At 56.6% G+C, this 26,196-nt stretch carries 25 protein-coding genes; 4 read left to right on the top strand and 21 right to left on the bottom strand.

The window, feature by feature from the left end:
- Positions 1–69: 69 nt before the first annotated feature.
- Positions 70–3,129 (top strand): aminotransferase class III-fold pyridoxal phosphate-dependent enzyme, encoded by a 3,060-nt coding sequence (locus AC2FF7_RS02140; RefSeq protein ID WP_496905121.1) that lies wholly within the window; start codon positions 70–72, stop codon positions 3,127–3,129.
- A gap of 52 nt (positions 3,130–3,181) precedes the next feature.
- Here the strand turns inward: AC2FF7_RS02140 and AC2FF7_RS02135 are convergent, their stop codons facing one another.
- Positions 3,182–3,643 (bottom strand): hypothetical protein, encoded by a 462-nt coding sequence (locus AC2FF7_RS02135; RefSeq protein WP_496905120.1) that lies wholly within the window; start codon positions 3,641–3,643, stop codon positions 3,182–3,184.
- Positions 3,640–3,807, bottom strand: a complete 168-nt coding sequence (gene hemP / locus AC2FF7_RS02130) for a hemin uptake protein HemP (protein WP_170751582.1) — start codon at positions 3,805–3,807, stop codon at positions 3,640–3,642. The genes AC2FF7_RS02135 and hemP overlap by 4 nt, the downstream gene beginning before the upstream one ends.
- A gap of 224 nt (positions 3,808–4,031) precedes the next feature.
- Between hemP and gph the strand changes: the two genes are divergently transcribed.
- Positions 4,032–4,706, top strand: coding sequence for a phosphoglycolate phosphatase (gph, locus tag AC2FF7_RS02125; RefSeq protein ID WP_496905119.1), 675 nt, complete (start codon positions 4,032–4,034; stop codon positions 4,704–4,706).
- Positions 4,707–4,954: 248 nt separating this feature from the next.
- On the opposite strand, the gene AC2FF7_RS02120 is transcribed toward gph, so the two are convergent.
- The 5 genes from AC2FF7_RS02120 to AC2FF7_RS02100 form a co-directional block, all read right to left on the bottom strand.
- Positions 4,955–5,710, bottom strand: coding sequence for an ABC transporter ATP-binding protein (locus tag AC2FF7_RS02120; RefSeq protein WP_170353383.1), 756 nt, complete (start codon positions 5,708–5,710; stop codon positions 4,955–4,957).
- 9 nt (positions 5,711–5,719) lie between these two features.
- Complete coding sequence (locus tag AC2FF7_RS02115) at positions 5,720–6,475, bottom strand: ABC transporter ATP-binding protein (RefSeq protein ID WP_170353384.1); 756 nt, start codon at positions 6,473–6,475, stop codon at positions 5,720–5,722.
- Between the two features lie 11 nt (positions 6,476–6,486).
- Entirely contained in the window at positions 6,487–7,692 is a 1,206-nt protein-coding gene (locus AC2FF7_RS02110) for a branched-chain amino acid ABC transporter permease (RefSeq protein WP_170353385.1), read from the bottom strand.
- A gap of 3 nt (positions 7,693–7,695) precedes the next feature.
- A complete protein-coding gene (locus AC2FF7_RS02105) occupies positions 7,696–8,727 on the bottom strand; it encodes a branched-chain amino acid ABC transporter permease (protein ID WP_170353386.1) in 1,032 nt (343 codons plus the stop codon).
- A 101-nt stretch (positions 8,728–8,828) separates the two neighbouring features.
- Positions 8,829–10,175, bottom strand: a complete 1,347-nt coding sequence (locus tag AC2FF7_RS02100; RefSeq protein WP_170353387.1) for a substrate-binding protein — start codon at positions 10,173–10,175, stop codon at positions 8,829–8,831.
- Between the two features lie 677 nt (positions 10,176–10,852).
- Here AC2FF7_RS02100 and AC2FF7_RS02095 point away from each other — a divergent pair.
- Complete coding sequence (locus AC2FF7_RS02095; RefSeq protein WP_480867015.1) at positions 10,853–11,698, top strand: helix-turn-helix transcriptional regulator; 846 nt, start codon at positions 10,853–10,855, stop codon at positions 11,696–11,698.
- On the top strand, positions 11,698–12,186 hold the full coding sequence (locus AC2FF7_RS02090) for an A24 family peptidase (RefSeq protein ID WP_480867013.1): 489 nt from the start codon (positions 11,698–11,700) through the stop codon (positions 12,184–12,186). Before AC2FF7_RS02095 ends, AC2FF7_RS02090 begins: the two co-directional genes overlap by 1 nt.
- Before the next feature lie 6 nt (positions 12,187–12,192).
- Here the strand turns inward: AC2FF7_RS02090 and AC2FF7_RS02085 are convergent, their stop codons facing one another.
- From AC2FF7_RS02085 to urtB, 14 genes are all read right to left on the bottom strand, one after another.
- Entirely contained in the window at positions 12,193–13,176 is a 984-nt protein-coding gene (locus AC2FF7_RS02085; RefSeq protein WP_480483346.1) for a type II secretion system F family protein, read from the bottom strand.
- Between the two features lie 12 nt (positions 13,177–13,188).
- The gene (locus AC2FF7_RS02080; protein ID WP_480867011.1) at positions 13,189–14,217 is read right to left on the bottom strand and encodes a type II secretion system F family protein; all 1,029 of its coding nucleotides are present in this window, start codon (positions 14,215–14,217) and stop codon (positions 13,189–13,191) included.
- An 11-nt stretch (positions 14,218–14,228) separates the two neighbouring features.
- Positions 14,229–15,626 (bottom strand): TadA family conjugal transfer-associated ATPase, encoded by a 1,398-nt coding sequence (locus AC2FF7_RS02075; RefSeq protein ID WP_480867009.1) that lies wholly within the window; start codon positions 15,624–15,626, stop codon positions 14,229–14,231.
- 48 nt (positions 15,627–15,674) lie between these two features.
- Complete coding sequence (locus tag AC2FF7_RS02070; protein ID WP_480867007.1) at positions 15,675–16,877, bottom strand: CpaE/TadZ family protein; 1,203 nt, start codon at positions 16,875–16,877, stop codon at positions 15,675–15,677.
- An 11-nt stretch (positions 16,878–16,888) separates the two neighbouring features.
- Entirely contained in the window at positions 16,889–17,527 is a 639-nt protein-coding gene (locus tag AC2FF7_RS02065) for a TadE/TadG family type IV pilus assembly protein (protein WP_480867005.1), read from the bottom strand.
- Entirely contained in the window at positions 17,524–18,030 is a 507-nt protein-coding gene (locus AC2FF7_RS02060; protein ID WP_480867003.1) for a TadE/TadG family type IV pilus assembly protein, read from the bottom strand. Before AC2FF7_RS02060 ends, AC2FF7_RS02065 begins: the two co-directional genes overlap by 4 nt.
- On the bottom strand, positions 18,027–19,592 hold the full coding sequence (locus AC2FF7_RS02055; protein WP_496905118.1) for a Tad domain-containing protein: 1,566 nt from the start codon (positions 19,590–19,592) through the stop codon (positions 18,027–18,029). Before AC2FF7_RS02055 ends, AC2FF7_RS02060 begins: the two co-directional genes overlap by 4 nt.
- Positions 19,593–19,620: 28 nt before the next feature.
- Entirely contained in the window at positions 19,621–20,481 is an 861-nt protein-coding gene (cpaB, locus tag AC2FF7_RS02050; protein WP_170353397.1) for a Flp pilus assembly protein CpaB, read from the bottom strand.
- A gap of 164 nt (positions 20,482–20,645) precedes the next feature.
- A complete protein-coding gene (locus AC2FF7_RS02045) occupies positions 20,646–20,825 on the bottom strand; it encodes a Flp family type IVb pilin (protein WP_209195222.1) in 180 nt (59 codons plus the stop codon).
- 151 nt (positions 20,826–20,976) lie between these two features.
- Positions 20,977–21,156 carry a Flp family type IVb pilin gene (locus AC2FF7_RS02040; protein WP_480483330.1) on the bottom strand — a complete coding sequence of 60 codons (180 nt, stop codon included), beginning with the start codon at positions 21,154–21,156 and terminating at the stop codon, positions 20,977–20,979.
- A 389-nt stretch (positions 21,157–21,545) separates the two neighbouring features.
- Positions 21,546–22,241, bottom strand: coding sequence for an urea ABC transporter ATP-binding subunit UrtE (gene urtE / locus AC2FF7_RS02035; protein WP_496905117.1), 696 nt, complete (start codon positions 22,239–22,241; stop codon positions 21,546–21,548).
- Between the two features lie 3 nt (positions 22,242–22,244).
- A complete protein-coding gene (gene urtD / locus AC2FF7_RS02030; RefSeq protein ID WP_170773791.1) occupies positions 22,245–22,985 on the bottom strand; it encodes an urea ABC transporter ATP-binding protein UrtD in 741 nt (246 codons plus the stop codon).
- Entirely contained in the window at positions 22,982–24,211 is a 1,230-nt protein-coding gene (gene urtC / locus AC2FF7_RS02025) for an urea ABC transporter permease subunit UrtC (protein ID WP_480866997.1), read from the bottom strand. Before urtC ends, urtD begins: the two co-directional genes overlap by 4 nt.
- 3 nt (positions 24,212–24,214) lie before the next feature.
- Positions 24,215–26,167: an urea ABC transporter permease subunit UrtB gene (gene urtB, locus AC2FF7_RS02020; protein ID WP_480866995.1), complete on the bottom strand. Its 1,953-nt coding sequence runs from the start codon at positions 26,165–26,167 to the stop codon at positions 24,215–24,217.
- Positions 26,168–26,196: the final 29 nt, after the last annotated feature.

Here is a 26,196-nt window from a genome sequence, read left to right as displayed (position 1 = left end):
GCGATTCCCCCCGAAGGTATTTTTAGCCAGATGAAGAGGATCCCGTTTGCAAACGGGGCAGGTTTGGGAATGGAAAACATGACGGAGTTCTGGGCCGGTGCCTTGCGCCAGCATTGGGGTCTGGAGGCCAAGCTGACGCGGCTGGATGGCGAGTATGACCTGAATTTCATGGTCCATGCCACCAATGGTCAGGATTACGTTCTAAAGGTCATGCGCGCGGGCTGCGAGGCCGACTTCGTCGACTTGCAGGTCAAGGCGCTGGAGCATATCGCGGCTGAGGCGCCGGGTCTGCCGTTTCCCAAGGTTTTCCCTGATCTGAAAGGCCGTCTGCTGCCCGAGATTGCGGATCAGGACGGACAGCCCCGGTTGGTCTGGTTGCTGGAGCGTCTACCTGGCGAGTGCTACGCCAAGGCCGCGCCGAAGTCCGAGGCATTGATCCTGAAGCTGGGCCGTGCGTTGGGGGCGACTGACCGTGCGCTGGAAGGGTTTACCCATGACGGCTTGCAGCGCGCGGATTTCAAGTGGGACATGATGCAGGCGGGTTGGATCGCGGATCAGCTTGAGGCGATCTCTGATCCCGCGCGGCGCGCTTTGCTGGCCGGGATTTGTGCCGGGTTTGACGCGATATCGCCGGTTCTGTCCCGGCTTCCCAAACAAGCCATCCACAATGACGCCAATGACTATAACATTCTGGTCGAGGGTGAGATGGGCCAGCGGCAGAGCGTCTCGGGCCTGATTGATCTGGGGGATATGTGCGCGGCACCCCGCATCTGCGACCTGGCGATTGCCGGGGCATATATCGTGTTGGATCATCCTAAGCCCGAACGCGTGCTGACCGCCTTGGTGCAGGGCTATCACGCCGCGAACCGCTTGCGCACGGATGAGGTTGATCTGATCTGGCCGCTGTTGCGGATGCGGCTGGCGGTGTCGGTGGTGAACTCGACCCTAATGGCCATCGACAATCCCGATGATCCGTATGTGACCATCAGCCAGGCCCCCGCCTGGCGGTTTCTGGAGAACGCTTCGGTCAATGGCGGGTTGATGGCGGCGCGGCTGCGCGTGGCCTGCGGGCTGCCTGTGACGGATGGGGCCGAGCGCGTCCACGCCTATCTGACCGCTCATCGCGGTCAGTTCGCACCGATGTTTGGACAAGATCTGGTTGATCTTCCGATGGGGTCGCTGTCGGTGGAAAACTGCGTCTGGCCGCAGAACCCGTTTCATATGCCACTGGCCGAGGCCGCCCGCGTGGGCGAGGAATATGGCGAGGGCTTGTGGCTGGGATATTACAATGAGCCGCGCCTGATCTATGCCGAGCCGGGGTTCCGTAAGGGGCCGTGGAAAGCCTCGGACCGTCGCACGGTGCACTTGGCGGTGGATGTGTTCGCCCAGGCGGGCACCGTGTTGCACGCGCCGATGAGTGGACGGGTTGAGGCGGTGGAAAACCGCGACGCCCATCTGGACTATGGCGGCGTGGTGATCCTGCATCACGAAACGCCTGAGGGGGACGCGTTCTATACGCTCTATGGTCATCTGGACCCTGAGGTGTGCGATCGGCTGAAACCCGGTGATCCGGTGGCGCAGGGCGCTGCGTTCGCGCGATTGGGGGACGCCACACAGAACGGCGGCTGGGCCCCGCATGTGCATTTCCAGCTGGCGATGACCACGGACGGGATGCAGAACGACTGGCCCGGTGTTGGTGACCCCGATGAGATGGAGCTGTGGCACGCGGTTTGCCCCAACCCGGCGGCCTTGCTGAACCTGCCTGATGACAAGGTGTTCTATCAACCGACCGACAAGCAGGCGATCCTGCAGGGGCGGCACGACCATTTTGGCGGCAATCTCAGCCTGACCTATGACGATCCGGTCATGCTGGTACGCGGGTGGAAACACCACCTATTCGACGAATGGGGCCGCCCGTATCTGGACGCCTATAACAACGTCCCCCATGTGGGCCACGCCCATCCGCGTATTCAGGCCGTGGCGGCGGATCAGCTGAAACGCATGAACTCGAACACGCGCTATCTGCACCCGGCGCAGACCGCTTTTGCCGATAAGGTGCTGTCGAAACTGCCTGACCACCTTGAGGTCTGTTTTTTCGTCAATTCCGGCACCGAGGCGAACGAGCTGGCCCTGCGGCTGGCCCGCGCCCATACCGGGGCCAAGGGGATCGTGACGCCCGATCACGGCTATCACGGCAATACGAATGCGGCGGTCGCGATCTCGGCCTATAAGTTCAATAAACCCGGCGGCGTGGGTCAGGCGGATTGGGTCGAACTGGTTGAAGTGGCTGACGACTATCGCGGATCATTCAAGCGCGACGATCCCGACCGCGCCACAAAATTCGCGGATCTTGTGGACCCTGCGATTGCCGCTTTGCAGGACAAGGGCCACGGTATCGCCGGTTTCATCGCCGAGACCTTCCCCTCGGTCGGGGGCCAGATCATCCCGCCCAAAGGCTATCTGCCCGCAGTATACGAAAAAATCCGCGCCGCCGGAGGGGTGTGTATCGCCGATGAGGTGCAGACCGGGCTGGGGCGTCTGGGTGAGTATTACTTTGGCTTTGAACACCAGCACGCGCTGCCCGATATCGTGGTGATGGGCAAACCGATCGGCAACGGACACCCCTTGGGCGTGTTGGTCACGACCAGGGAAATCGCCCAAAACTTTGACAACGGGATCGAGTTCTTCTCGACCTTTGGTGGATCAACCTTGTCCTGCCGGATCGGGAAAGAGGTGCTGGACATCGTCGATGACGAGGAGCTGCAGGACAATGCCCGCGTAATGGGCGCGCAGCTGATGGACGGGTTGCGCGGGATCGAGGCCGACTTCGGCTGTGTTGGCGACGTTCGGGGCATGGGTCTGTTTCTGGGGGTCGAGTTGATCGACCCGGGCGGCTCTGAGGGCACCGAGATTTGCAAATACGTCAAGAACCGGATGCGCGATCATCGCATTCTGATCGGCAGCGAAGGGCCAAAGGACAACATCCTGAAAATCCGCCCGCCCCTGACGATCGAGGCGGATGATGTCGACATGATCCTGTGGGCGCTGCGCGATGTGCTGACCGAGGTCGGTGACTATGCCCCTGCCCCCGCCTGCGATCACCACCATGCCGGTTGCGGGTGTTGCTGAATGAACAAACCCCCGGCCTAACTGGAACGGGGGTCTGAGCCTGACCGAGCTGTTAATGCAACACGGCAGAGGGGGTTACGTGGCCGGTCGAAGGAAGCGGGGCCGCGACTGACATGCGACGCAATGCCAGCGCCAATTCCTCGGACAAGGCAGCAAGGGCGGGCGCGAAATCCGGACGGACGATAAGCGCCGCCAACATCATTGTGTCTTCCCGCGCACCTTCCGAGGCTGCGGAGATCATCTGCGCGAAACAGTTCTCATCCGCGCCCAGACAGGAACACCCCAGTCCGTGGCGGATCAACGGTCGTCTGCCATGATGAGCACAGAGTGAACACAAGCGATCCATAACACTCATCGCAACGCTGTCCTGATCGGATTCTTGCGCCAAACCATCTGCGCGCGCCAACGCTGCATCGCTCCACTGCCGCAAGTACAGAACCGCGCTGGCTTCAATAGGGCTAAGGTCTGTCAGTCGACCAACGGTAGCCCCGCCGCGGGCAAAACGCGCGCTCATTTCGTCAGGATCAGTTTGCCAGCGCGGGTGATGCGCAGGGTGTAAAGCTGATCACCCAGCTCAATATGAGCCAGATTTCCGCCTTTCGTCAGTTCTTCGGCTTTATGTGCCGGCAGCATGGATACGGGGTAGGATTGCGTGGGGTTCGGGTTCTGCACATTCATCAGGTCAACTCCAGAGGGTCACGGGCGAAAGGCCGATTTCTGTTCGCGTTTTCAGTGGCTGGCTGACCCGAGTCCGGGTTGGCTTGGTGTCTTGATCCTTAATCTGATAATTTTACTCAGGTATGTCAAGCGTCAAAATCATACCTCATTCATCCGCGTGGAATTGCGCTGCTTTGGCGATCGGGCTAAGTCTGATGCGACAATTCAAACGCCCGAGGTTTTCCATGACTGCAACGCTCATGTTCGATCTGGACGGAACGCTGATCGACAGTTTGCCTGATATCGCGGCCGCCGCGAACCGCATGCTGCAGGACGAGGGGCGCCCCTATCTTCCACAAGATACAATCCAGCAATTCGTTGGGAATGGCCTTCCCAAATTGGTCGAACGTGTCATCAGGCATTGCGACATGCCACTTGATCGCCATGCAGAACTGACTGAGCGTACACTTGCACATTATTCCGCCGCATCCAGTGCGCTGACCGTGCCCTATCCCGGTGTTTCCGAGGCGCTACAGCAGCTGCGCGATATGGGATGCGTATTAGGCATTTGCACCAACAAGCCCGAGGCCCCCGCCCGCGATATTCTGCGGGATTTGGGCCTCGCCCATCATTTCGAAACCGTCTTTGGCGGTGATACTCTGAACACACGCAAGCCCGACCCCGCGCATCTTCACGCCAGTTTCGACGCAGTCACCCCGACCGGTCCGCGTCTGTTTATTGGCGACAGCGAAGTCGACGCCGAAACCGCGCAACGTGCGCAGGTTCCGTTTCTGCTGTTCACCGAAGGGTATCGGAAGTCACCCGTATCCGAAATCCCGCATGCACTTAACTACGACCACAACGAAAAGCTGCCCTCGTTGGTCCAGCAAGCGATATCGAAGCTGGAAGAAACGGCCTGATCCAAGGAACTGAGGGGCCGGCCGAGGGGGTAAGAAGCCAGCCCCTCAAAGGGGGAAATGTCCTTGGTAAAACCTTGGATGCTTTACAGTTAAGGTATTTCGTATTTGCAAGATATTGGGGGTTTCCCGTAGAGGCCGGAAAACCTCCAACCGTCGTTCGAATTCAATCGCTCTTTTTGCAGTCCTGAAACAACTAAGGCGAAGTGGTTCCCCACCCCGCCTTAACGCTTTGCAACGGATTGTCTGGATCAGATCGCCAAATATTCCTCACGCAGTTGCGTATTCTCCAGCACTTCGCTGGCAGTGCCGTCAAACACGATACTACCTGTATCCAGGATGATTGCGCGGTCGGCTAGTTCCAATGCACGCACGGCGTTTTGTTCAACGATGATCGTGGTCATGCCCTGTTGCTTTACGTGGATCAGAGTCTTTTCGATCTCATCCACGATCACCGGGGCCAATCCTTCGTAGGGCTCGTCCAACAGCAAAACCTTGATGTCGCGTGCCAATGCACGCGCTATGGCCAGCATTTGCTGCTCACCACCTGACAGGGTCACACCCTCTTGCTTGCGTCGCTCGCCAAGACGGGGGAACAACTCGTAGATACGTTCAAGCGACCAGCCAATTGGTGGCGCAATCTGAGCAAGTTGCAGGTTTTCCTCGACCGTCAAGCCAGGGATGATCCGGCGATCCTCGGGGACAAGACCAAGACCTGCCGCTGCGGCCTCGTAGCTTGTTTTGTTGTGCAGAGGCTGGTGGTCCAGCCAGATCTCGCCATGGCGCACTTCGGGGTCACCAAGACGCGCGATCGAGCGTAGGGTCGAGGTCTTACCAGCCCCGTTCCGGCCGAGCAGAGCCAGAATCTCGCCCTCGTGCACGTTGAAGCTGACACCTTGAACGATGTAGCTTTCGCCGTAGTACGAATGCATATCCCACACCGAAAGAAAGGCGGGCGCAGTTGTGGCCATATTGGCGTTTTTCGAAAAGTCCGGTTTCTGATTCATAGCTTTTCCTTACGCTGCCTCGCCCAGATAGGCTTCGCGAACCTTGGGGTTACCGCGAATGTTCTCTGGCACGTCTTCCACTAAGGGTGTGCCCTGTGCCAGCACGGTAATCCGTTCGGCAAGGCTGAAGACCACATGCATATCGTGCTCAATGATCGCGATGGTGATGTCGCGTTCATCCTTGATTTGTTTCAGCAGGTCGATCGTGTTGTTGGTATCGGCCCGCGCCATTCCGGCTGTCGGTTCATCCAGCAGCAACAGACGCGGGTTCTGGCTAAGGCACATGCCGATCTCAAGCCGACGCTTGTCACCACGCGACAAGGAAGCGGCGTGCATTTCGCGCTTGTCGGCCATGTTCATCTCGACCAGCATCGCTTCGGCCTGTTCGACGATGTCCTTTTCATTGGCAATCGTCTCATAGGCGTGCATCCGAAACGCCCCGTCTCGCATGGCGAAAATCGGGATCAGCATGTTCTCCATCACAGTCAGCTCACCGAATATCTCGGGGGTCTGGAACACACGGCTGATGCCCATCTGGTTGATCTGAAACGGCTCGAGCCCTAGCACCGAATTGTTGTCAAACAGGACCGACCCGGTATCCGGCATCAGTTTACCCACAAGACAGTTCAGCAGGGTCGACTTGCCGGCGCCATTGGGGCCGATGATGGCATGAACCGAATTTTCCTCGACGTTCAGGTTCACGTCCGTCAGCGCCTTTAGGCCACCGAAGCGTTTACTGACGTCTTTTACACGTAGAATTGCCATAGTCGCCTCCTTTATTCCGCTGGCTCGGTTTTGCCCGAAGGCGCATCATCCGCACCGGATTTCCGACGTTTGAACCAGTTCGATACCCGCTGTCCGCCTTCGACAAGGCCGCCAGGCAGATAAATCACCACCAACATGAACAGGATACCCAATGTCAGGTGCCAGCCTTTGCCGATGAACGGGTGGATGATGAACACCACCGCGTCCTCCAACCCGTCGGGCAGGAAGGCAAACCAGCTGTGCAGGACGTTATCGTTGATTTTCGAGAATATGTTCTCGAAATACTTGATGAAGCCCGCGCCCAGAACCGGACCGATCAGCGTTCCGGTACCGCCAAGGATGGTCATCAGAACCACCTCGCCCGAGGCCGTCCACTGCATCCGCTCGGCCCCGGCCAGCGGATCCATCGCGGCCATCAGGCCACCAGCCAGACCGGCATACATGCCAGAGATCACAAAGGCCGCCAGCGTATAGGGTTTCGAGTTCAGCCCGGTGTAGTTCATCCGCTGCTGGTTCGACTTCACCGCCCGCAGCATCATCCCGAAAGGCGACCGGAAAATACGGATCGCCAGATAAAACACGACCATCATAACCACCGCACACAGGTAGTAGCCTGCGTTGAAGTCAAAGCTCCACGCGCCTATGTCCAGCGTATAAGTCGCGCGCATGGGTAATCCGAACAGGTGCGGCAGGTCGGGCGCATTGGCCCCCTGCAGGATCTGCGGGTCATCTGCATAGACCTGAAGGCCAGTCTCCCCGTTGGTCAGGTTGAATTTGGGGTTCGACAGCACCGAATAGGCCAGCGCAAAGCTCATCTGTGCGAAGGCCAGCGTCAGGATCGAGAAATAAATCCCTGACCGCCGCAGGCTGACATAACCGATCAGCAAAGAGAACAACCCAGCGATCACCACGCTCAGCGCGATGGCGGGGATGACGTTATAGCTGAGCAGCTTGAACATCCAAACGGCCGAATACGATCCCACGCCCAGAAAGGCCGCATGGCCGAAGGACAGGTATCCGGTCAGGCCAAACAGGATGTTGAACCCGATGGCGAAGATGCCAAAGATCACGAACCGCTGCATCAGGTCGGGGTAGCCCGCGTTGAACTGCGCCATGGCGCTGTCCGCCGGGAACGGGTTCAGGATGAAGGGGGCCAGCAGCGTCAGAATCCCAACGATGATCAGCAGCCCGGTGTCTTTCTTGTTCAGTCCAAACATGGATTAGTCCTCCATCACGCCTTTGCGCCCCATCAGCCCGCGTGGCCGCAGCAGCAGCACGATGATGGCGACAAGGTAGATGATGATCTGGTTGATGCCCGGAATCGTGGTCGTGGCCCAAGTGGTCGAGGCAAAGCTCTCGAGGACCCCCAGCAAGAACCCCGCCAACACGGCACCAGGCAGCGATCCCATGCCACCTACAACAACCACAACAAAGCTAAGTACCAAGAAGTCCATCCCCATGTGGTAGTTCGGCGGATTGAGCGGCCCGTACATCACCCCGGCCAGTCCTGCCACCGCAGCAGCGATCCCGAACATGATGGTAAATCGGCGGTCGATGTTAATGCCCAACAAACCTACGGTTTCCCGGTCGGCCATACCTGCGCGAACAACCATGCCGAAGGTGGTGAATTGCAGGAACGAGAAGACTGCACCGATAATGGCAACCGCAAAGCCGAAATAGACCAGACGCCAGATCGGATAAATGATTGCGTTCGGATCGAACCCGATCATGGTGCCCAAATCGATAGAGCCATTGAGCGCTTCGGGCGGCGGGGTCTGGATCGGGTTGGCCCCGAAGAAATACTTGACGACCTCTTGCAGTACGATAGCCAGACCAAATGTCACAAGGATCTGATCCGCATGGGGGCGTTTGTAGAAATGCTTGATCAGCCCGCGCTCCATCACGTAGCCGACCAACAGCATGATCGGGATCGCGAACAAGATCGCCAGAGGCACCGACCAGTCGATGATTGACGCACCGACCTCAGGGCCGAACCATGCCTCGACATAAGGTGTCTCGACCTTCAGCGGATTACCCAGAAAGTCCGTCTGGGTTTCGTCGATGGTCTGAAAGCTGAGGCTAAACAGCTTTTGAAGGGTAACAGCACAAAAAGCGCCGATCATGAACAGCGCCCCGTGGGCAAAGTTCACAACACCCAGCGTGCCAAAGATCAATGTCAGCCCTAGCGCGATAAGCGCATATGCCGATCCCTTATCGAGCCCGTTTAGGATTTGAAGAAGTATGGCGTCCATTGTCCCCCCCCTTTTATTGCCTTCAAGGCAGGCTCCCCTGCGTCAGCAGGAGAGCCCAGTTTCAGGTACAAGAATTTTCGTCGAAAATTCTGAGGCGCGGATTATGCGCCCGAGTTACAAGAACCCAGGTCACCGCCGGCGAACATCGGATGATCAGGTGCATAGGTCACCTGTTCGACCGGGGTCACTTCGACGATTTCCAGCGTATCATAGGCGTTTGTCGGGTTTTCGTTGCCACGCACGACCAGCACATCTTTGAAGCACTGGTGATCTTCGGCGCGGTACAGTGTCTTACCGTTGCCCAGACCGTCGAACTCGAACCCTTCCAGCGCTTCAACAACGCCACAGGGGTTGAACGTACCCGCACGCTCGACCGCATCGGCATATAGCAGAACCTGCGCATAGCAGGTCTGGGCCGAGTTGGATGGCGGCTTGCCGTACTTTTCACCGAAGGATTTCACGAAGGCCTTGGTGCCCTCATCCTGCAGCTGCCAGTTCCAGTTCATCGAACCCAGCACGCCCTTGATGTTCTCGCCCGCACCAGCGGCCATCAGTTCGGAATACAGCGGCACGACAATCTTGAAGTCCTTGCCGTTGGCCACCTTGTCCAGCAAGCCGAACTGAATCGCGTTGGTCAGCGAGTTCACCATGTTGCCGCCATAGTGGTTTAGAACCAGAACATCCGCGCCCGAGTTCAGAACCGGAGCGATGTAGGACGAAAAGTCCGTTGACGCGAGTGGTGTTTTGACTGTGTTGACCGTTTCCCATCCCAAGGCTTCGGTCGAAGCAACAATCGACTCTTCCTGGGTCCAGCCCCAGTTGTAGTCAGCTGTCAGGTGATAAGCGCGGCGTTCCTTGCCCATCTCAGCCGCCAGAACCGGCGCCAGCGCGGCACCCGACATATAGGCGTTGAAGAAGTGGCGGAAACCGTTGGCTTTCTTGTCTTTACCGGTGGTGTCATTGGCATGGGTAAGACCCGCCATAAAGATCACGCCCGCCTCTTGGCACAGACCCTGAACCGCAACGGCCACGCCCGAGGACGATCCGCCGTTGATCATCACGGCCCCGTCTTTTTCGATCATCGACTTGGCCGAAGCGCGGGCTGCATCCGATTTGGTTTGTGTATCACCGGTTACGAACTCGACCTTTTTGCCAAGGATACCGTTCCCCTTGAGCGCCTTGGACGTAAAGGTGTTCAGGCAACCGCCATCGCCTTCGCCATTCAGATGCTCGACCGCCAGCTGTTGCGCCAGAAGTTCATCATTTCCTTCTTCGGCATATGGCCCGGTCTGCGGGACGTTGAAACCAAGGGTAACCGAAGACCCTGTGGGCTCGTTAGTGTAGGCTGCTGCTGACGAAGCGGTGAAGATCGTAGGCAGGGCCAGACCGGTTCCCGCAACGGCACCGGACTTCAGCACGCCGCGGCGTGTGACAGATTTGTTAGTCATTCATTCCTCCCATTTCCCAATTTTCACTCTCTGGCTCCTCTTCCAGCGAGTGAAGGCGCATTTCTGCGTTCTATGAGTATGGAGGCCCATCCGAAAATTTCTCAACAACCTATTAAACTTGCACCGATGTTAGGTAAACAAATACACAAGAGATGAGAAAATCAGTTAATGTTTAGTCATTTTGGAATTTTTTACTTTTTAATTACAGATGTTTAATTGTGAATCCATTATTCTTGTCAAAAACCTAAAACCGTCGCCAAGCTCGCTGATTCAAGATGCACCCTTAGGGCCAAATGCGAAGAGTTCTCACAATGACACTTATCCGCGCCGCATTCAAACACCTGAGAGCACATTCTGAAGAGCTTAAACTTGCTGATCTTTGATGAACTTTTTTATCGTCATAAATCACATTATGAACACTCATAATGACCCAAGCCAGAGCGCTTAACACGCCATGAAAGAAACAGTCTAATGGAGCTCGCTCGTTTGTCCCCAGAAAGGAGGCCATAAAGTCACAACTTTCGTTCGTTGCTCTAAATTTATGTTCCATTAATTTTCAGTTAATTTTTTAGGTGGTACGTTAGACTTTCAAAAGAATCGTTAAAGAATCGAGTGGGCATTTGTCCGCTTTTGGCGTAAGCCGCATTTTTGTTGTAATTAGTATGGAATGGTGACGTATGAATGGGGGGAAGGCTCAAACTGGAGCGTGGCTGCCAAATGCGCTTCATGCACGAGCAATCATAAATTTCATTCATTGGAGTCAGGGCGGCCTTGTTCTGGACGCAGCTCTCAATGGTATCGTGGAAGCCTTCGGCGCAGACTGCGCCGTCATAAGCCGTTTGTGGCTGAACAAAGGTGCCCACAGGGTGGCCGCGCGTTCGGACACGCGCGATCCATCAATCAGCCGCCCTCTGTTCTTGTCCTATGCCAATGACGCGCTTGGACCTTTTCGCAACGTGCCGAAAAGGGCATCTGTTTTCAGTTTGCGTGAAGATGGCGAGGACCCTGCGAAACTGTCACCGGTCCTGACGGATTGGATTGCGCATCGCAAAATCTCGGACATCCTGTTCCTGTGTCTGGACCATCAGGCTGGCGAAATAGACTTTCTTGAGCTGCACTTTGGTCAAAATCCCGAACCCGGCTATAAGGAGGCAATCGAACAGATTGCTCCACAGTTATCCGAGACGTTTCAGAGCCGGCGCGCTGGCCTTGTGACCGAGGCATTGTCCCGGCAGACCGTCGCAACCATCCGCAAGACAAGTATTGAAGTGCCTATCCTGAGCACCGAAAACCCTGCGGGGCTTACCCGTGCCGAATGGCGTGTGTGCGTATTGGTGTCTCGTGGCATATCATCCCAAGGTATCGGCGCTGAGTTGGGAATTGGACCTGCAACTGTCAGGACACACCTCAAACATATCTATTCGAAAACCGGTCTGGATAATTTCCATATGCTGGCACGCAGACTAGTGTCGGTCGAAGAGCGCGAGGCGCTGTACGGGAAACTGCATCAAGCAAGGGCTTAATGCCTGAATTAGACTGGCAAAATTGGATTGCCCTATGGCTGTTCGCGCCGCTGTTTGCGGCTACAGCGTGGACTGATTTCACTCAGTTGCGAATTCCTAACACCTATTGCATCATCGGCCTGGTCATTTTCGTGGCCACCGCCCCGTTTCTGGAATGGCACGAGTTGTTCATGCGCCTCATGATTGGCGGAGCGTGCTTTCTGCTCTGCTTTGGCCTGTTCGCAGTCAGATGGCTGGGCGGCGGGGACGCCAAGATGCTTCCTGTCGTGTTTCTCATTGTTCCAAGCCCAGCAGTTCCCGACTATTTACTGCTCTTGGCCGCAGGTATGGGTCTAGGGCTTGTTGGGATGGCCTTGGTACGACGTTATGCCAAAACCCTGTCTCCGCGCTTCAAATCAACTGCCCAATCGCGAGAGTTTCCAATGGGGATCGCGATCGGGTCTTCGGGACTGGTTTTGACCCTGCATTCTGTCTTTCAGTATGCGTAGTCAGCCTTAGCTTCCAAAGGTCTCCATGTACCGAATCACGATAGGAGCCAGGATCAAACCAGCAATAGCTGGCAACATCAGGCTGGCCATGACTGCCGACATTTGGACGGGCAGTTTGTTGGCCTTTTCCTGAGCGCGTACTTCACGCAGTTCCCGCATCTCTTCCGCATAAGTGTTCAAGGCAGAAGCAAGTGGAACACCAAACCGGGTCGACTGAAGAACAACACTTACAAAAGCACTCATTTCCTCGATCCCGGTTCGACGCGCCATACGCATAAGAGCCGTGTCACGATCCCGGCCTGCCTGAATCTCGCTTAGCGCGATCAGTATTTCTTCGGACAGTTCTGGAGCAACCAATTGCATTTCGACGGCCACTTTCAGCAGAGCCTGATCGAATCCCATACCAGCTTCGATCCCAATCTGCAGAAGATCCAGCATGTTCGGGAAGGCGCTCTCCATCTGCCATTTGCGCTCTTTGATGCGGGCTTTCATCCACAGATGAGGAACGTAGAACCCGATCGCACCCAAAATGACCACGTTTCTTAGGGTCGCCAGCAAGTCCAGGCCGCCCATATATTCTGCAATCCGCGCGCCAAAGTTGTTCGGCGGCTGCCAGTTGAGCAAAAAGATAAAGGTCATCGGCAAAAAGGTCGCCAGGCCCAACCGGATAAAGTAGTAACCCGCAATCGCGTTCTTCCCGCGAAAGCCAGACTTGGCCAGCACCTGCCCGACTTCGAGACGCTCGCTTGCATCGGCAGGGATAAGCGCTGCGCTCAGGCCAGTCGGCGTTTCGCCTTCCAGTTTATCCGGCGTTCCCCGAGCCAGATTTTGGCGCGGCCGACTTGGCGCCATGCGATCAGCAGCGGTTGAGCGTTCTTTGAAAGTGGACGAAATTCCGAAAAAGGCGAGCACTGCGCCAAGGATCACAATTGCAAGTAAAAGGATTTGTGACCCAATTTCGTCAGCAAGAATAGAATTGATATATTCCATCGGAGAAACTCCTTATATCCGGAAATTCACCAGCTTGAACAATATGATGGCATTCAAAACCACCGCTACTGCGATCACCCCCATTACCGGCCAGAACGACGGAGCATCCGCAACATCGCCGTAATAGGTCGGTGTCATGATCGTCATAAAGACAGCAATTAGGACGGGAATACTGGATAGGATAAATGCGGTCATTCGACCTTCAGCCGAGATCGCCTTGACTTTACGGCGCAGCGACATTCGCGCGCGAATAACCCGCGCGAGGGTTCTGAGGATTCCGGCAAGATCACCCCCCGTACCATGCTGCATCATCAACGCAACAGCCAGGTACTGAATGTCTTCTTCGTCAATACGCTCAGCAAGGGTCTTCAAGGCATCCGGCAGTTCTTCGCCGTAGGCAACCTGGTCGACAATCAGCCCGAACTCGGTGCCGATAGGATCAGGCATCTCTTCGGCAACGCTCTGCAACGTCGTGTTCAGCGGATGCCCAACTTTCAATCCCCGGGCCATAAGGTCCAGCGCATCAGGCAGTTGCTTGATCAGCATGGCCTTACGCTTTCTCAACGTGCTTCCGAGGACAACAAGCGGGCCAAACAAGAAAACCACGGCCGAGATTGGCACAACCTGCACCGGGTTGGACACGAGCGAACCGCCAATTGCGCAGACAAGAAAAGCCGCAGCACAAGCTATCAGGAACACCTCGGGGGCCATGTTCAACCCGGACGCTTTCAACGCTGCCGGAAGATCCCCCACGAACGGGAAATTCCGGATCAGCGGTTTGGCTTCCTGCGGTTTAAGCAGGTTCAGAACATCTTCGCCGCTCTTACCTTCGTTTAGCAACTGAACGCGACGATTGATCGCTTCTTCGCGGTTTTCACCCCGCTTCAGGAATTGCCGCAGCCCTTCCCATGCGATCAGAGCCCCCAGGAAAACAGCCAACGCGAGAACAAAGCGCGCATCAAAACCGAAGATTTCCATCTCGGGCCCAACAATGCCGTTGATATCGAGATTGGAAAAGAATGATCGAATTTGCTCGAACATGACCCGCCTCCTTAGGTGAACTGGACGGTGGACAGGTCTACCCCAGCAGCAGCCAATGCCTCGCTCGACTTCGGCCGGATACCGGTTGCCTTGAACCGTCCCAAAACTTTGCCGTTCTCATCTTTACCTTCGCGCTTGAAGACAAAGATGTCTTGCATGGTCACAATGTCCCCTTCCATGCCGGTCACTTCAGCGATGGAAGTCACGCGGCGGGTACCGTCTGACATACGGTTCAACTGCAGAACAAAGTGCACTGCCGAGGCAATGGTGGCGCGAATGGCCGAATGCGGCAGTTCCATTCCACCCATCTGGACCATCTGTTCGACACGCGACAGGGCATCTCTTGGGCTGTTCGCGTGGACCGTAGTCATCGATCCGTCATGGCCTGTGTTCATGGCCTGCAACATGTCAAAGGCTTCCGAGCCGCGTACCTCGCCTACGACGATACGGTCCGGGCGCATCCGCAGCGCGTTTCGAACAAGGTCACGCTGCGCCACAGCTCCTGTTCCGTCTAGACCAGCCGGACGCGTCTCCATGCGCAGCACATGTTCCTGCTGCAGCTGGAGTTCCGCGGCATCTTCGATGGTCACGATCCGTTCGTTCTCGCCAATGTAAGAAGAAAGCGCGTTCAGCATCGTTGTCTTACCAGAGCCTGTACCGCCCGAGATCAGAACATTCATCTTGGCGTCAACCAGCCCTCTCAGCAGGTTTGCGGCACTGTCGTTCAGGGCGCCGTTGTTCACCAAACGCTGCATCGTCAAAGGAACGCGTGCAAATTTACGGATCGACAGGGCAGGACCATCCAAAGCGCAAGGCCGAATAATAGCGTTCACACGGCTACCATCCTCTAGACGCGCGTCCACCCAAGGCTGACGTTCATCAATACGGCGACCAACCCGGCTAACGATTTTGTCGATGATACGCAGCAGGTGGCGTTCATCACGGAACCGGGCTTCAGTTTTTTCAAGGATACCAGCGCGTTCGACAAAGATCTGCTCATGTCCGTTGACCAGGATATCGTTGATCGTCGGGTCGGCCAGCAACGGCTCGAGCGGGCCAAGGCCCAGGACTTCATGCATCAGCTCTTCGACAAGGTCTTTGATCTCTTCGCTGCGCATCGCACGGCCTTCATGGCGCAACAGATCCGTAGCGTGCTTGCCAATCTCGCCCCGCAGAGTGTCCTCTTCAACCTTGTCGATGACAGCGAGGTTCAGCTTGTCCAGCAGCGAGTTGTGCATCCGCGCCTTCAGGTCAATACGATCCTGCTGCCTTTCGCGATCAACGACCTTTTTCTCGGCTTCAAAGGCTGCGATGTCTGATACGTTAGAGTCCAGCTTCTTGGTATCCAAGGGAACGACCTTGGGTGCGCTGGGTGCTGTACGGCTCGTTCTGTCAAATTCACGAAACATTCTTTCAACCTTTTACTTTATCTTACATCACGGCTTGGGGAACGGGCGTCAGCTGTTCACGCGCGGCGGCAGAGAAGCCCGCGTGTCATCCGCCAGCTTCTTGATCGCCCGTGTCGCTGGTGCCCGGTTGGACACGTCCTGCAAGGGAACGCCTCGATCAACGGACTCGCGCACTGTACGCTCGTCCTTTGGCACCCAATACGAGAAGTCTTTTTCAAGTAGCTTGGTCGCCGCGCGGTGATGGGCCGCGGGGAACAAGGGCTTTTTCTCAAGACTTGCAATCAGTTGAATGTCCAAAGCTGGGTTTTCGCTGTGATAAAAATCAATCAGCTTGCGGGCAGAGCGCACCGACGGCACGGCCACATCCGTAACCAGATACAGCCTGTCCGCCTGGGCGAGAACCGGAGTGATCCACTCGACCAAAGCACGCGGCAGATCAACCACGACGTAGTCGTGAGACCGGCGCAAACTGTCCAGAATAGCGTCAATCTGTTCGTCTTTGATGGCAGATAGCGGGCCATAACGTGATGGAGCTGCCAGAACATCTACACCGCATGGTGCTTTGGTCATCGCCTGATCCAGAAACGCAGTGTCAGGAATGCTTTCTTCCATTGCCATGCGCCACATGGCATCGCTTTCTTCCACGTCCATCAGGGCCGCGATGGAACCAAACTGGAAGTCCAGATCAACCACTGCAACCTCGTTGGCCGCTTTCTTCTTGAAGAAACCTTCTTTCTGCTGCAACTCGTTGGCCATATTTGCGGCCACAAGTGAAGAACCTACACCACCACGAGATTTTGCCACGGCAATCACTTTGCCCAGCGTTGCATGACCGCCCCAAACCGCAGGCAACTGAGCTTGGCGGCGAGTCCGGATCGCATCAACCTGCGGCACGATCTCCTCGTTGATCGCGGTCCGGGGTAAAACGTCATCGACGCCCAATTTCTTAAGCTGTCGAGCTTTTTCAAGCGGCAGATCTTCCGGGGCCAGCGCAATGATAATTGCGTTGGGCATCCGCGCATCGCAGATGCTCTGTGCTGTTTCCAGCATTTTGTCACTGTCTTCCTCGACGTCGAACAGAACCACATCATTCAGCGCCGTAAGCGAGATGGCCGAACCGTTCACACCCGAGACCGTGTCTTTTCGGCCAGTGAACTGACAGTTCTCCTGTTCAGCAAGAGACCCTTCAATCGCCGAGTAGATCTCTTCGTCGGGCGAAATCAACAATACTGAAATCTGTTTTCCACTCATTATCTTTCTCCTTACTCTGCTGCCCCGATGCCCAAGTCTTCGGCAGGAACCGAAGTGCTCATCGCGGGAAGGGAAATACTATTTGGGGTGTTTGAAGTTACCGCCGGGCTATTGGAAGCCAGCGCTGCCAGTCCGGCCAGCGGCATTACGAAATCGAAGTCCACATCAATCAATTCGGCCGTAACAACTGGCGTATAAGGGCCACCCAGAAAACCCAAGCGTGGATCGTGAGTATAGGCGAACTGCACATTCGTCGGGGTTGTACCCGGTGGCAGAAGCGGCTGGATTTCATCCCAGATACGCTCACCGTAGGCAGTGCTTGTGTCCAGGCGGCACGGGGCAGGCAAGTTCGGCACTTCACAGATGCCACCTACGCGGCACAAGGTTCCGAACCGAGGAGTGCCTGTTGGATTGTTTACCAACTCATGTGACGCAGGCAACGCTCCGCACTGCGCAGGACCGACAGTTGCCAGCCGTGCTGCTTTTTGCATCGCCTTCTGAGCCGTTGTTGTCGACCAGTACAGGCGACCATAATCCACGATGCCAAACATCAGTAGAAGGAAAAGCGGAACGACCAGCGCCATTTCAACAAGGGCTGCACCGCGTTCTTGCGTACGGAAATTGCGAAAGATGTTAACCAGACGTGTCATATGCCAAACACCCTGCTTTGATCCGAGATTTCCATGTTCAACGGGCCCAGAGCGCCACCGAACAAGCTGAAAACGTTGCCAAACAAGAACTCGACGCGAACCTGAGCGGTCACTTCCACCACCGAGGCCGGGTTGACCCTATAGGCGCCATCGCGACGCAGGCAGGTGGGGATCACGTCCACGACGGATGTGCCAATCGGCATGATCGATGTGCCGCCAAGCTGGTTTGTGACGATTGTCGTCGCTGTCGTTTCGTAGTCACCGCCCAATGTGACCGGCCCCGTGGCCGTCGCGCACAAGTCAATCGGAGCCGTCCTTGCGATCATCCGGGAGGCGTCGCGGACACCGGCAGCAGCCGCCTGATGCGCCCAGGTGATCCGGCTACCTTCGATAATCACTGCAATGAACAGCAGCAGCAGCGGAAGAACCATCGCGAATTCGACCATCGGTGCGCCAGATTCACAGCGCTTGAGGCGTTGGATATGCGAGATCAAACGTTTCACCGGTACAACCTCACGACATCGCGGAAAATACCGTCATCTTCACTGCCGCCCAGACCGGCGCCACCGACTTGCTCAACCACTTCAAGGTAAATGTCGAAATCGGTACCCGACGAATTCGCCAGAGGCTGGATCATGAAGCCTTTGACATATTCCTCAACCGGGACATCCACGGCACGGCCTTGAACGTTGTTCGCGGCGCAGTCGATCGCAGCCAGAATAAAGGTGCGGCGGTCGGGATCAGTTGACGCAGGCGTGGAGCACTGCGCGCGCCCAGTTTCCGAGCGATTAGACAGGATCGGACCGCCTGAGAATTGATTGATCTCTTCAAGATACATTTGGTAGCGCGTTGTTCCGCCTGCAGATGGCAGTCCAGTCGGCATGTTGCGGATCACATTGGCTCCGTCGGAATTGTTTACCGGCAGCGGATTGTTCAAAGGATCAAGGCCCGCGCCATAGTTCACATCAAGATAATCCTGACGACCATTGGACCAATCGCCATTTCCAAACCGACCACCGCTGTTGGGGACTAGCGAACCGCAAGTATCAGTTGCAAAACAGTCATCCGGCGGGAAAGGCATGGTATCTGTGGACAGCGTGGGCTGACCGCTGATGCAGCTGTTGCCATTTCCATTGCCATTTCCATTGCTAGTGGGTTGAACCCATCCTGAAATAACCTGCGGCCCCGGCGCGTAATCGGGATCATTTCTTTCGTTGGTCAAGGTCGACGTAAAATAGTCAAAGCGCGAGTTATAGATTGCTCCGCCGATGCCCTGGCGCTGACCGGGTTCGGTATCAACACCCCGCTGCACGACGCAACGGCCTTTGTTACCTTGGGCAGCGATCAGGCAAATGTATAGGTTCGAGCCGTTCAGCCCCGCACATGGCCCCTCCGGATTGATGCCAAAATCAATCGGATCAAGAAACCCAAAGTTACCCGGACCCCATTCAGCATTGGCCTGACCAGTACGCAGTTTGATCGTGGATCCGATATTCGCGTTCGCAGTCCAACCCGGAGGGATGCAGAACATAAGCGGAGTCACGTCACACGCGTAGGCTGTGAAACCTGCAATCGCCTGTGCGCTGACCTCGGCATCTTGCGGGGTCGCACCAAGCAAAGTTGCCAAAGCGCGCGAGAATGGAAGGAAAACTGTCCGAGGCGTTGCAGTAACCTCAGCCATGACGGCCAAAGTCGGGTCGGTTGTCACAAAACTGGCGACAGAGGCTTCGTCGCGCGCGTCATTTGGCAAACCGGTCAAAAACCGAATATCGAAGTCTGCGGCCGAGGCCAATGCACGATCGCCTTCGGCAAAAAACTGTTCGTCCGCAATCATCGCAGCGGCAGCGGCCTCAGCCCGGTCAATCGCATCTCCGGAGCCGTCCAGTTCACCGGCGGCAGCCAGCGCAACGTGATCAGCGTAGGATTGGAGGTCGGTTTGGGTGGAAACGACACGGCCAAGGTCAAAAGTCAGCGCGACAAAGCCGAAGATGAAAACCAGGCTCATTCCAACAAATACCAGAATTGCGCCGTCTTCTTCTTTTTTTAACTCTTTAACCGAAAACATTGTCAAACCCTCCCAAACACTCCGTGATTTAGTTCACTGTCCCGGACGTGTCCGTGACGGGGACGTCCTGTTCGGCAGAGGCCGCAGTGGGATTTTCCACCCTGAACTCCTCGACCTCGGAGATACCGCGACGTACTTTGACAATCGGCTGCGGCTCACCATCTTCTGCTGGTGACTTTTCCAGAAGAATATCGCTCAGGCGCACTGCTTCGAGCGGCTCATCGTCTTCTGTGTTCAGCGAACGCAGTGAGAGGCTCAACTGGCCTGCCTTTTGCGCCAAGGCCAAACGCTGACCTTGCTGCGGGGTGACTTCAACCGTCACGGTCCGTGCGATACCGGGTTGATCCAGTTCCTCGTCCGCAGTTTGGTCGACGCCGATAATGCGAATGTTTTGAAGAATGGTAATGGCGCGCAGCTCATCGTTGGACCCGCGGGTCAACACGATATCTACAAAATCGCCAGGTGTTACGAAACCGCCAACGCCGGTTTGCGCATCAACACTGATGGCAACCGCACGGTTGTTTTCCCCGATCGTCTGTACAATCGTGACTTTCTCACCAAAGTCCGAGACCTTTGAGGCCAACAAAATCTCACCCTGTGCCAATGCGCGCTTTGCGCGGCGCGGGTCTGCTCCGGGTTCAGGTAGAACATCATCAAAGTTGGTAAACACGCCAGCCGGGACCGACTCTGCCGGCCATTCGATCGTGGTCAACTTGTACCTTTCGATGGGCGTTCCAAATGGAATGTCTTCAGCAACTGCAACAACGCGGACGATCGATGCGTCTGCAGCGGCTTCCTGATTTCGTTGAATTTGGTCCTGGGCAATAAGAACGGCACCGCCTGCCAAACCGACACCCAAGAATGTCATCAAAAAAGACTTAACGCGCATAGTGCCCTCCAATTTCCGAAGTCGGTTCAGGCCGTCAGATTGGGGCGATTTGCTGTCTTCGTTTACAAGCCGACTGATGAACTGACGAAAAACCGTTGAATTCTGATGTGACACCCCGACTTTTAGCCGGGGAATCAACGTTTTAACCTATCATCGAAGATTGATTAGCGGGTCGCCGCACCAACCGCGTCTGAGAAGTTCGAGCTAGTCGCGTTAGCCAAACCGGTCAGAACCACGCCGCCAACAACAATCGCAACAAACAGGGCAATGCCATATTCAACCAATGTTGCTCCGCGCTCATCTTCACGCAGTCTCAAGAATACCTTGCGGATAGAATTTTTCATAAGGTCATACTCCATAGTGTTTAACCGAGTACGAGATTTAAGCGCAAACCCGTGGTAGGTGCTTCTACTTAAACTGATACCTCAATGAGGTTTTTCTTCACCAACGTATGAGGTATCAACTGTTCAATCTCGTGTCGTAGCACAGGATTGGTTAGCGGGTCGCCGCACCAACCGCGTCCGAGAAGTTCGAGCTGGTGGCGTTGGACAGCTGAGTGAGCACTGTACCGCCAACAACGATCGCAACAAACAGGGCAATACCATATTCAACCAGGGTCGCGCCGCGCTCGTCTTCACGCAGTTTCAGGAAAATCTTGCGAATTGAATTCTTCATAATTTGTACTCCAGACTGTTTTACCAAGTGCGAAATGACCGCACACACACGAGGTTCACACCCCCGTTAACAAAATTGATACCAAGCGAGTCGCGATGGAACCTCCCCCCAAACGAAAAGGTTTTCCCGCATAACGGGAATTTTTTTTCAACTTGGGCGGATTTGTGGCCAGAGTTAGACTGAACATGACCGCCAAACACAAAAATTCACAGATTCGCCACCCACACGAATCGTGCTTTGACAGCTCGCGTAAGCCCAAAAGCCCGACAAAACACCGAAAACTAGTGCACTTTTCCGAAGTTGACCGGAAAACCTAAGCCACAAAATGCAAAACGACCCCTCGCTCGCTCGGGGGTCGTACAGCGTATTTCGTCTTAAGTTACTAGATGTTAGACCGTCACGCCCTGTAAAACCTGCTCTCGCGACAAGTCCTGCCTTGCCCCTTCCATCAGGATGGAACCACGTCTGAGCACGACAAAACGGTCGGCAAGATCGTAGGCAAAGTCGAAATACTGTTCGACAAGAACGATGGCCATCTCACCCTTGCTTCTGAGATGCCGAATGACATCGCCAATCTGTTGGATGATATTGGGCTGGATACCCTCGGTCGGCTCGTCCAGCAAAAGCAGTTTGGGTTTGGTGATCAAGGCACGCGCAATTGCCAGTTGTTGCTGTTGGCCGCCTGACAGGTCGCCTCCCCGGCGATTTTGCATTTGCTTCAGGACGGGAAACAGATCGAAAATCTCGTCCGGGACGAAATGCTCGTCCTTCGGCAAGCACGCAAACCCGGATTCAAGGTTTTCGCGAACAGTCATCAATGGGAAGATTTCGCGACCCTGCGGAACATACGCCACTCCTTTCCATGCCATCTTATGTGCGGGCAAGGGCGGCAACACTTCGCCATTCAGCTCCAACCCACCGCCCGAACGCGGGTGGGTGCCGGAAATCGCCTTGATCAGGCTGGTCTTGCCGACACCATTGGTGCCCATTACGCAGGTCACCTCGCCCAGCGCGGCCTGCATAGAGATGCCGTTCAGGATTTGCGAATGCCCGTAGTGCAGAGTCAAGTCAGTCAGTGTCAGCATCGTCTAACGCCCCAGATAGACGTCAATGACGTCCTGATTTGAAGTCACATGGTCCAGAGACCCCTCGGCCAGAACCGAGCCCTCGTGCAACACCGTAACCTTGCAGTTCAGGCGGCGGACGAATTCCATATCGTGTTCCACGACTACCACGGCGCGGGTCTTGGCGGCCTGCACCAGCAGGTCGGTGGTGTGTTCGCGTTCCTGCGGGGTCATCCCGGCAGCGGGTTCGTCTACCAAAAGCAAGCGCGGCTCCTGTGCCAGAAGCATCCCAATCTCAAGCCATTGCTTCTGCCCGTGGCTGAGTTCGCCCGATTTGCGGGTCAACTCGTCCTTCAAGCCGATCTCGGCGGCCAGTTCCTCGACTTTCTCCAGATCACCCTTTGAAGGGCGATAGAACAGCACGCCCAGCCATCCGCGTTTGTTCTTCAGCGCCATCAGCAGGTTCTCCTGCACGCTCTGGTCTTCGAACACGGTAGGTTTCTGGAACTTCCGCCCGATCCCGGCCTGCGCGATCTTGGCCTCACTCATGCGCAGCAGGGATACGGATTTCTCGCCCCATATAACGCGGCCTTCGTCGGGTCGGGTTTTGCCGGTGACAATATCCATGAAAGTGGTCTTGCCCGCGCCGTTCGGCCCGATCACTGCGCGCAGTTCCGCGTTGCCGATCTGAAACGACAGGTTGTTGATGGCTCGGAACCCATCGAAGGTGACCGAAACGCCGCTGACTTCTAGCAGAGTACTCATTCCGTGGCCTCCTTCTCACGCAGTGCGCTTTCATCAGGCCCGAGGGCCGCGCCGTGGCGCTGCGGCGTGCGGCGGTTGGTCCAGAGGTCGAACAGCCCCCCGATCCCCTGCGGGGCGAACAGTGTGACCAACACGAAGGATACGCCCAGCAGCACCTGCCACCAGTCAACCCATTTGATCGTGTAGAACCCCAGCGGAATGTCCGGGGCCTGCCCGCCCGTAAACCACGTGCTGAGTAGGCTGACGAACGCCGCACCAATGACGGCACCGTACAGGCGACCGCGCCCGCCGATGGCGACCCAGACAGCCAGATAGATCGAAGCGATGGGGGCCATCTCTTCGGGGTTGATGATGCCCGCCTGCGGGTAATAAAGCGCGCCCGCGATGGCCGCGATGCAGGCGGTCAGAGTGAAGACGGCCAGCTTGTAGACCTCGACTGAATAGCCAAGGAACCGCACCCGCGCCTCGTTATCGCGGATGCCGCGAATGACCGAGCCGAACTTGCCCGACACCACCCATGCCGCCAGCATGTATCCCAGCCCAAGGGCCAGCGCCGAGGCCCAGAGGAACCAGATCGACACTACGTCCTGCGAGGCTGTGACACCCGGCAGGTTTTGCAAGCCCGACAGGCCATTGTTGCCGCGCAAGCCGCTGTCGTTCTGGAACAGATACAGCGCCAAAGCCAAGGTCATGGCTTGGGTCAGGATCGACAGGTAGACACCCGTGACACGGCTGCGGAAAGCGAGCCAACCGAAGATCAGCGCCAGAAGGCCCGGCACCAGCACCACCAGCGCCAGTTGCAGGAACAGGCTGTCCGAAAAGGCCCAGATCAACGGGAATTCCGACGAACCAACCACGCCGAAGATTTGCGTACCAATGGCGTCCACGACCTCGGATGACGTCGGAGGGATTTCGGCTTGCGACAGCGACTCTACCACGATCAGCCGCGTGCGTTCATACATCAGCCACATGCCGATCATGTAACCGCCCAGCCCGAAAAAGGCGAAATGGCCAAGGGACAGGATGCCGGTGAAACCCCAGACCAGATCCATCGCCACGGCAATCAGGCACAGGCACAGGGTTTTGCCCAGCGTTTTGACGAAACTGGTCGAGATCACGCCGATCCCGAACCCTTCGGACAGGACGGTGACGCCCAAGGTGAACAAGGACAGGATGGCCAGAAAGACCAGCACCGATGGGTTTTTGGCGACAAAGCTGCGTTCCATGGCTCAATCCCCCGCCGCGCGGCCTTTGAGAGCGATGATGCCCCTTGGCCGGAACTGAATGAAGATGATGATGAAGATGATCATGTAGGTCTGCGCCGCGAGGGTGTTCGAGGGGTTCATCCACTCGATCCCCTTTTGGAGGAAGCCGATCATGCCCGCGCCTGCCAGCGCGCCCCAGATGTTGCCGACACCGCCGACAACCACGGTCATGAAGCTTTGTACGATATAGTCGCTGCCCAGATCAGAAGTCACCTTAGCGAACAACCCAATCGCGACGCCCGCGATCCCGGCGATGCCCGAGCCCAGCCCGAAGGTCAGCATGTTCACCCGCCCCGGATTGATACCCATCGACCCGGCCATGCGCGGGTTTTGCGTCACGGCGCGCATCTCTAGCCCCAGTCGGGTACGCTTCATAATGTAGAGGAACAGCCCCAGAAAGATCATTGCCAGCACGAAGATCGCAATGCGGATATAGCTGATCGAGACAACATCGTTCAGCACCCAGGCCCCGTCCAGCCAGCCGGGCGCAGTCAGCGGCCGGGCCTGCGTGCCAAAGATGTTCTTGGCCAGCTGTTGCAGCGCAATAGAGATACCAAAGGTCGCCAGCAGCGTTTCCAGCGGACGCGAATACAGCCAACGGATAACCAGCCGCTCCATCGCGACGCCCATGGCGAAGGTAACGGCAAAGGCCATCGGGATTGCGACAATGATCGACAGCGTATGATCGGGGATGAACTGCTGCACCACGTATCCGGTGTAAGCGCCCATCATGATGAACTCGCCATGGGCCATGTTGATGACGCCCATCACACCAAAGGTGATGGCCAAACCGATGGCCGCAAGGAAATAGATCGAGGCCAGAGAAATCGCGTCCAGCGTCAGGTCGAGGGTCTGGTTCAGGCCGACCTTCAGTTCGATTTGGTCCAGCGCCTTTTCGGCGGCGGCTGTGACTTCGCCCGACGGCTCTGCATAGGTTTCAAAGAACACATGCGCGCCCAGCGCTGCATCGATGTCAGTCTGCGTTATCAACGCGGGAACAGTTCCGGCTTCGGCCAGCGCCGCATAAGCCTGCGCGCGGGCGGCGTCGGAACTCAGTTGCGCGGCCGGAACACCGCCCACGCGGCCTCCGTCGATATTGGCAGCCAACGCCGCACGGATGTCATCCGCCGAAACACGCGGCGCAGCCAAATCGCTGGCAACCAACAGGTCATAGGCCGCATCACGCGACAGGTCATCCGAGCCGGGTTGCAGAACACCAGCGATATTCACATCAGAAGGTAAATCTGTCGCCGTCTGCAGCTTGGTCACGACCAGAGGGTTCAAAGCCGCGCGCACGTCCACACCCAGATCGTCGGACATCTCCTCGATCGCGGCCACACGGGCTGCAGTATCTTCGTCGTAGCCGATGGTCAGCAACCGCTCGAGGCGTTGCTTCTGCGCTTTCAGATCGGCGTCGGGTTCTTCATCAATCGACGCGCGCAGCGGCTCAAGCAGAGCGCCCTCGGGATCGCGTTGGATAGACGTCAAAGCGGCCAGTCGTTTTGCACGATCCGGGTCGGTCAGCTGGAATTGCACCAGCGCCGTGCCGATCATCGCGCGGATGCCACTATTGGGTTTCAACTGTTTCAGGTCGGATTTCTCAAACGTCCCGACGACCTCGCCAGTGTCGAAATCGGTCAGCTCATACGACCGCCCCTCACCCTTTTTGCCGGCAAAGAACAGGCCATCGGACTTGCGCATCCACACGTTTTTGGCGGCCCACGTCTCAAGCATGACCTGCGCTTGCGGCAACCCGCTGCTGGCAATCGCTTCAATCGCCGGTCCGATCGTTTTGCGCGAGCTTTTGGCGATGATCTCCTGATGCTCTTGCAGGATCGGTTGCAAACCGCCCTCTTGCGCGTTGGCAGTCAGGCAGGCGCACAGGATTGCGAGGCCCGCAAGGAATAGTCGTAACATGTGGTGAAACCCGAGGTGTCTTAGGGGCA

Source organism: Ruegeria sp. YTSC325 (assembly GCF_059609525.1).
Note: the sequence above shows the minus strand (reverse complement) of the source record. Positions and strands in the feature narration are given on the sequence as shown.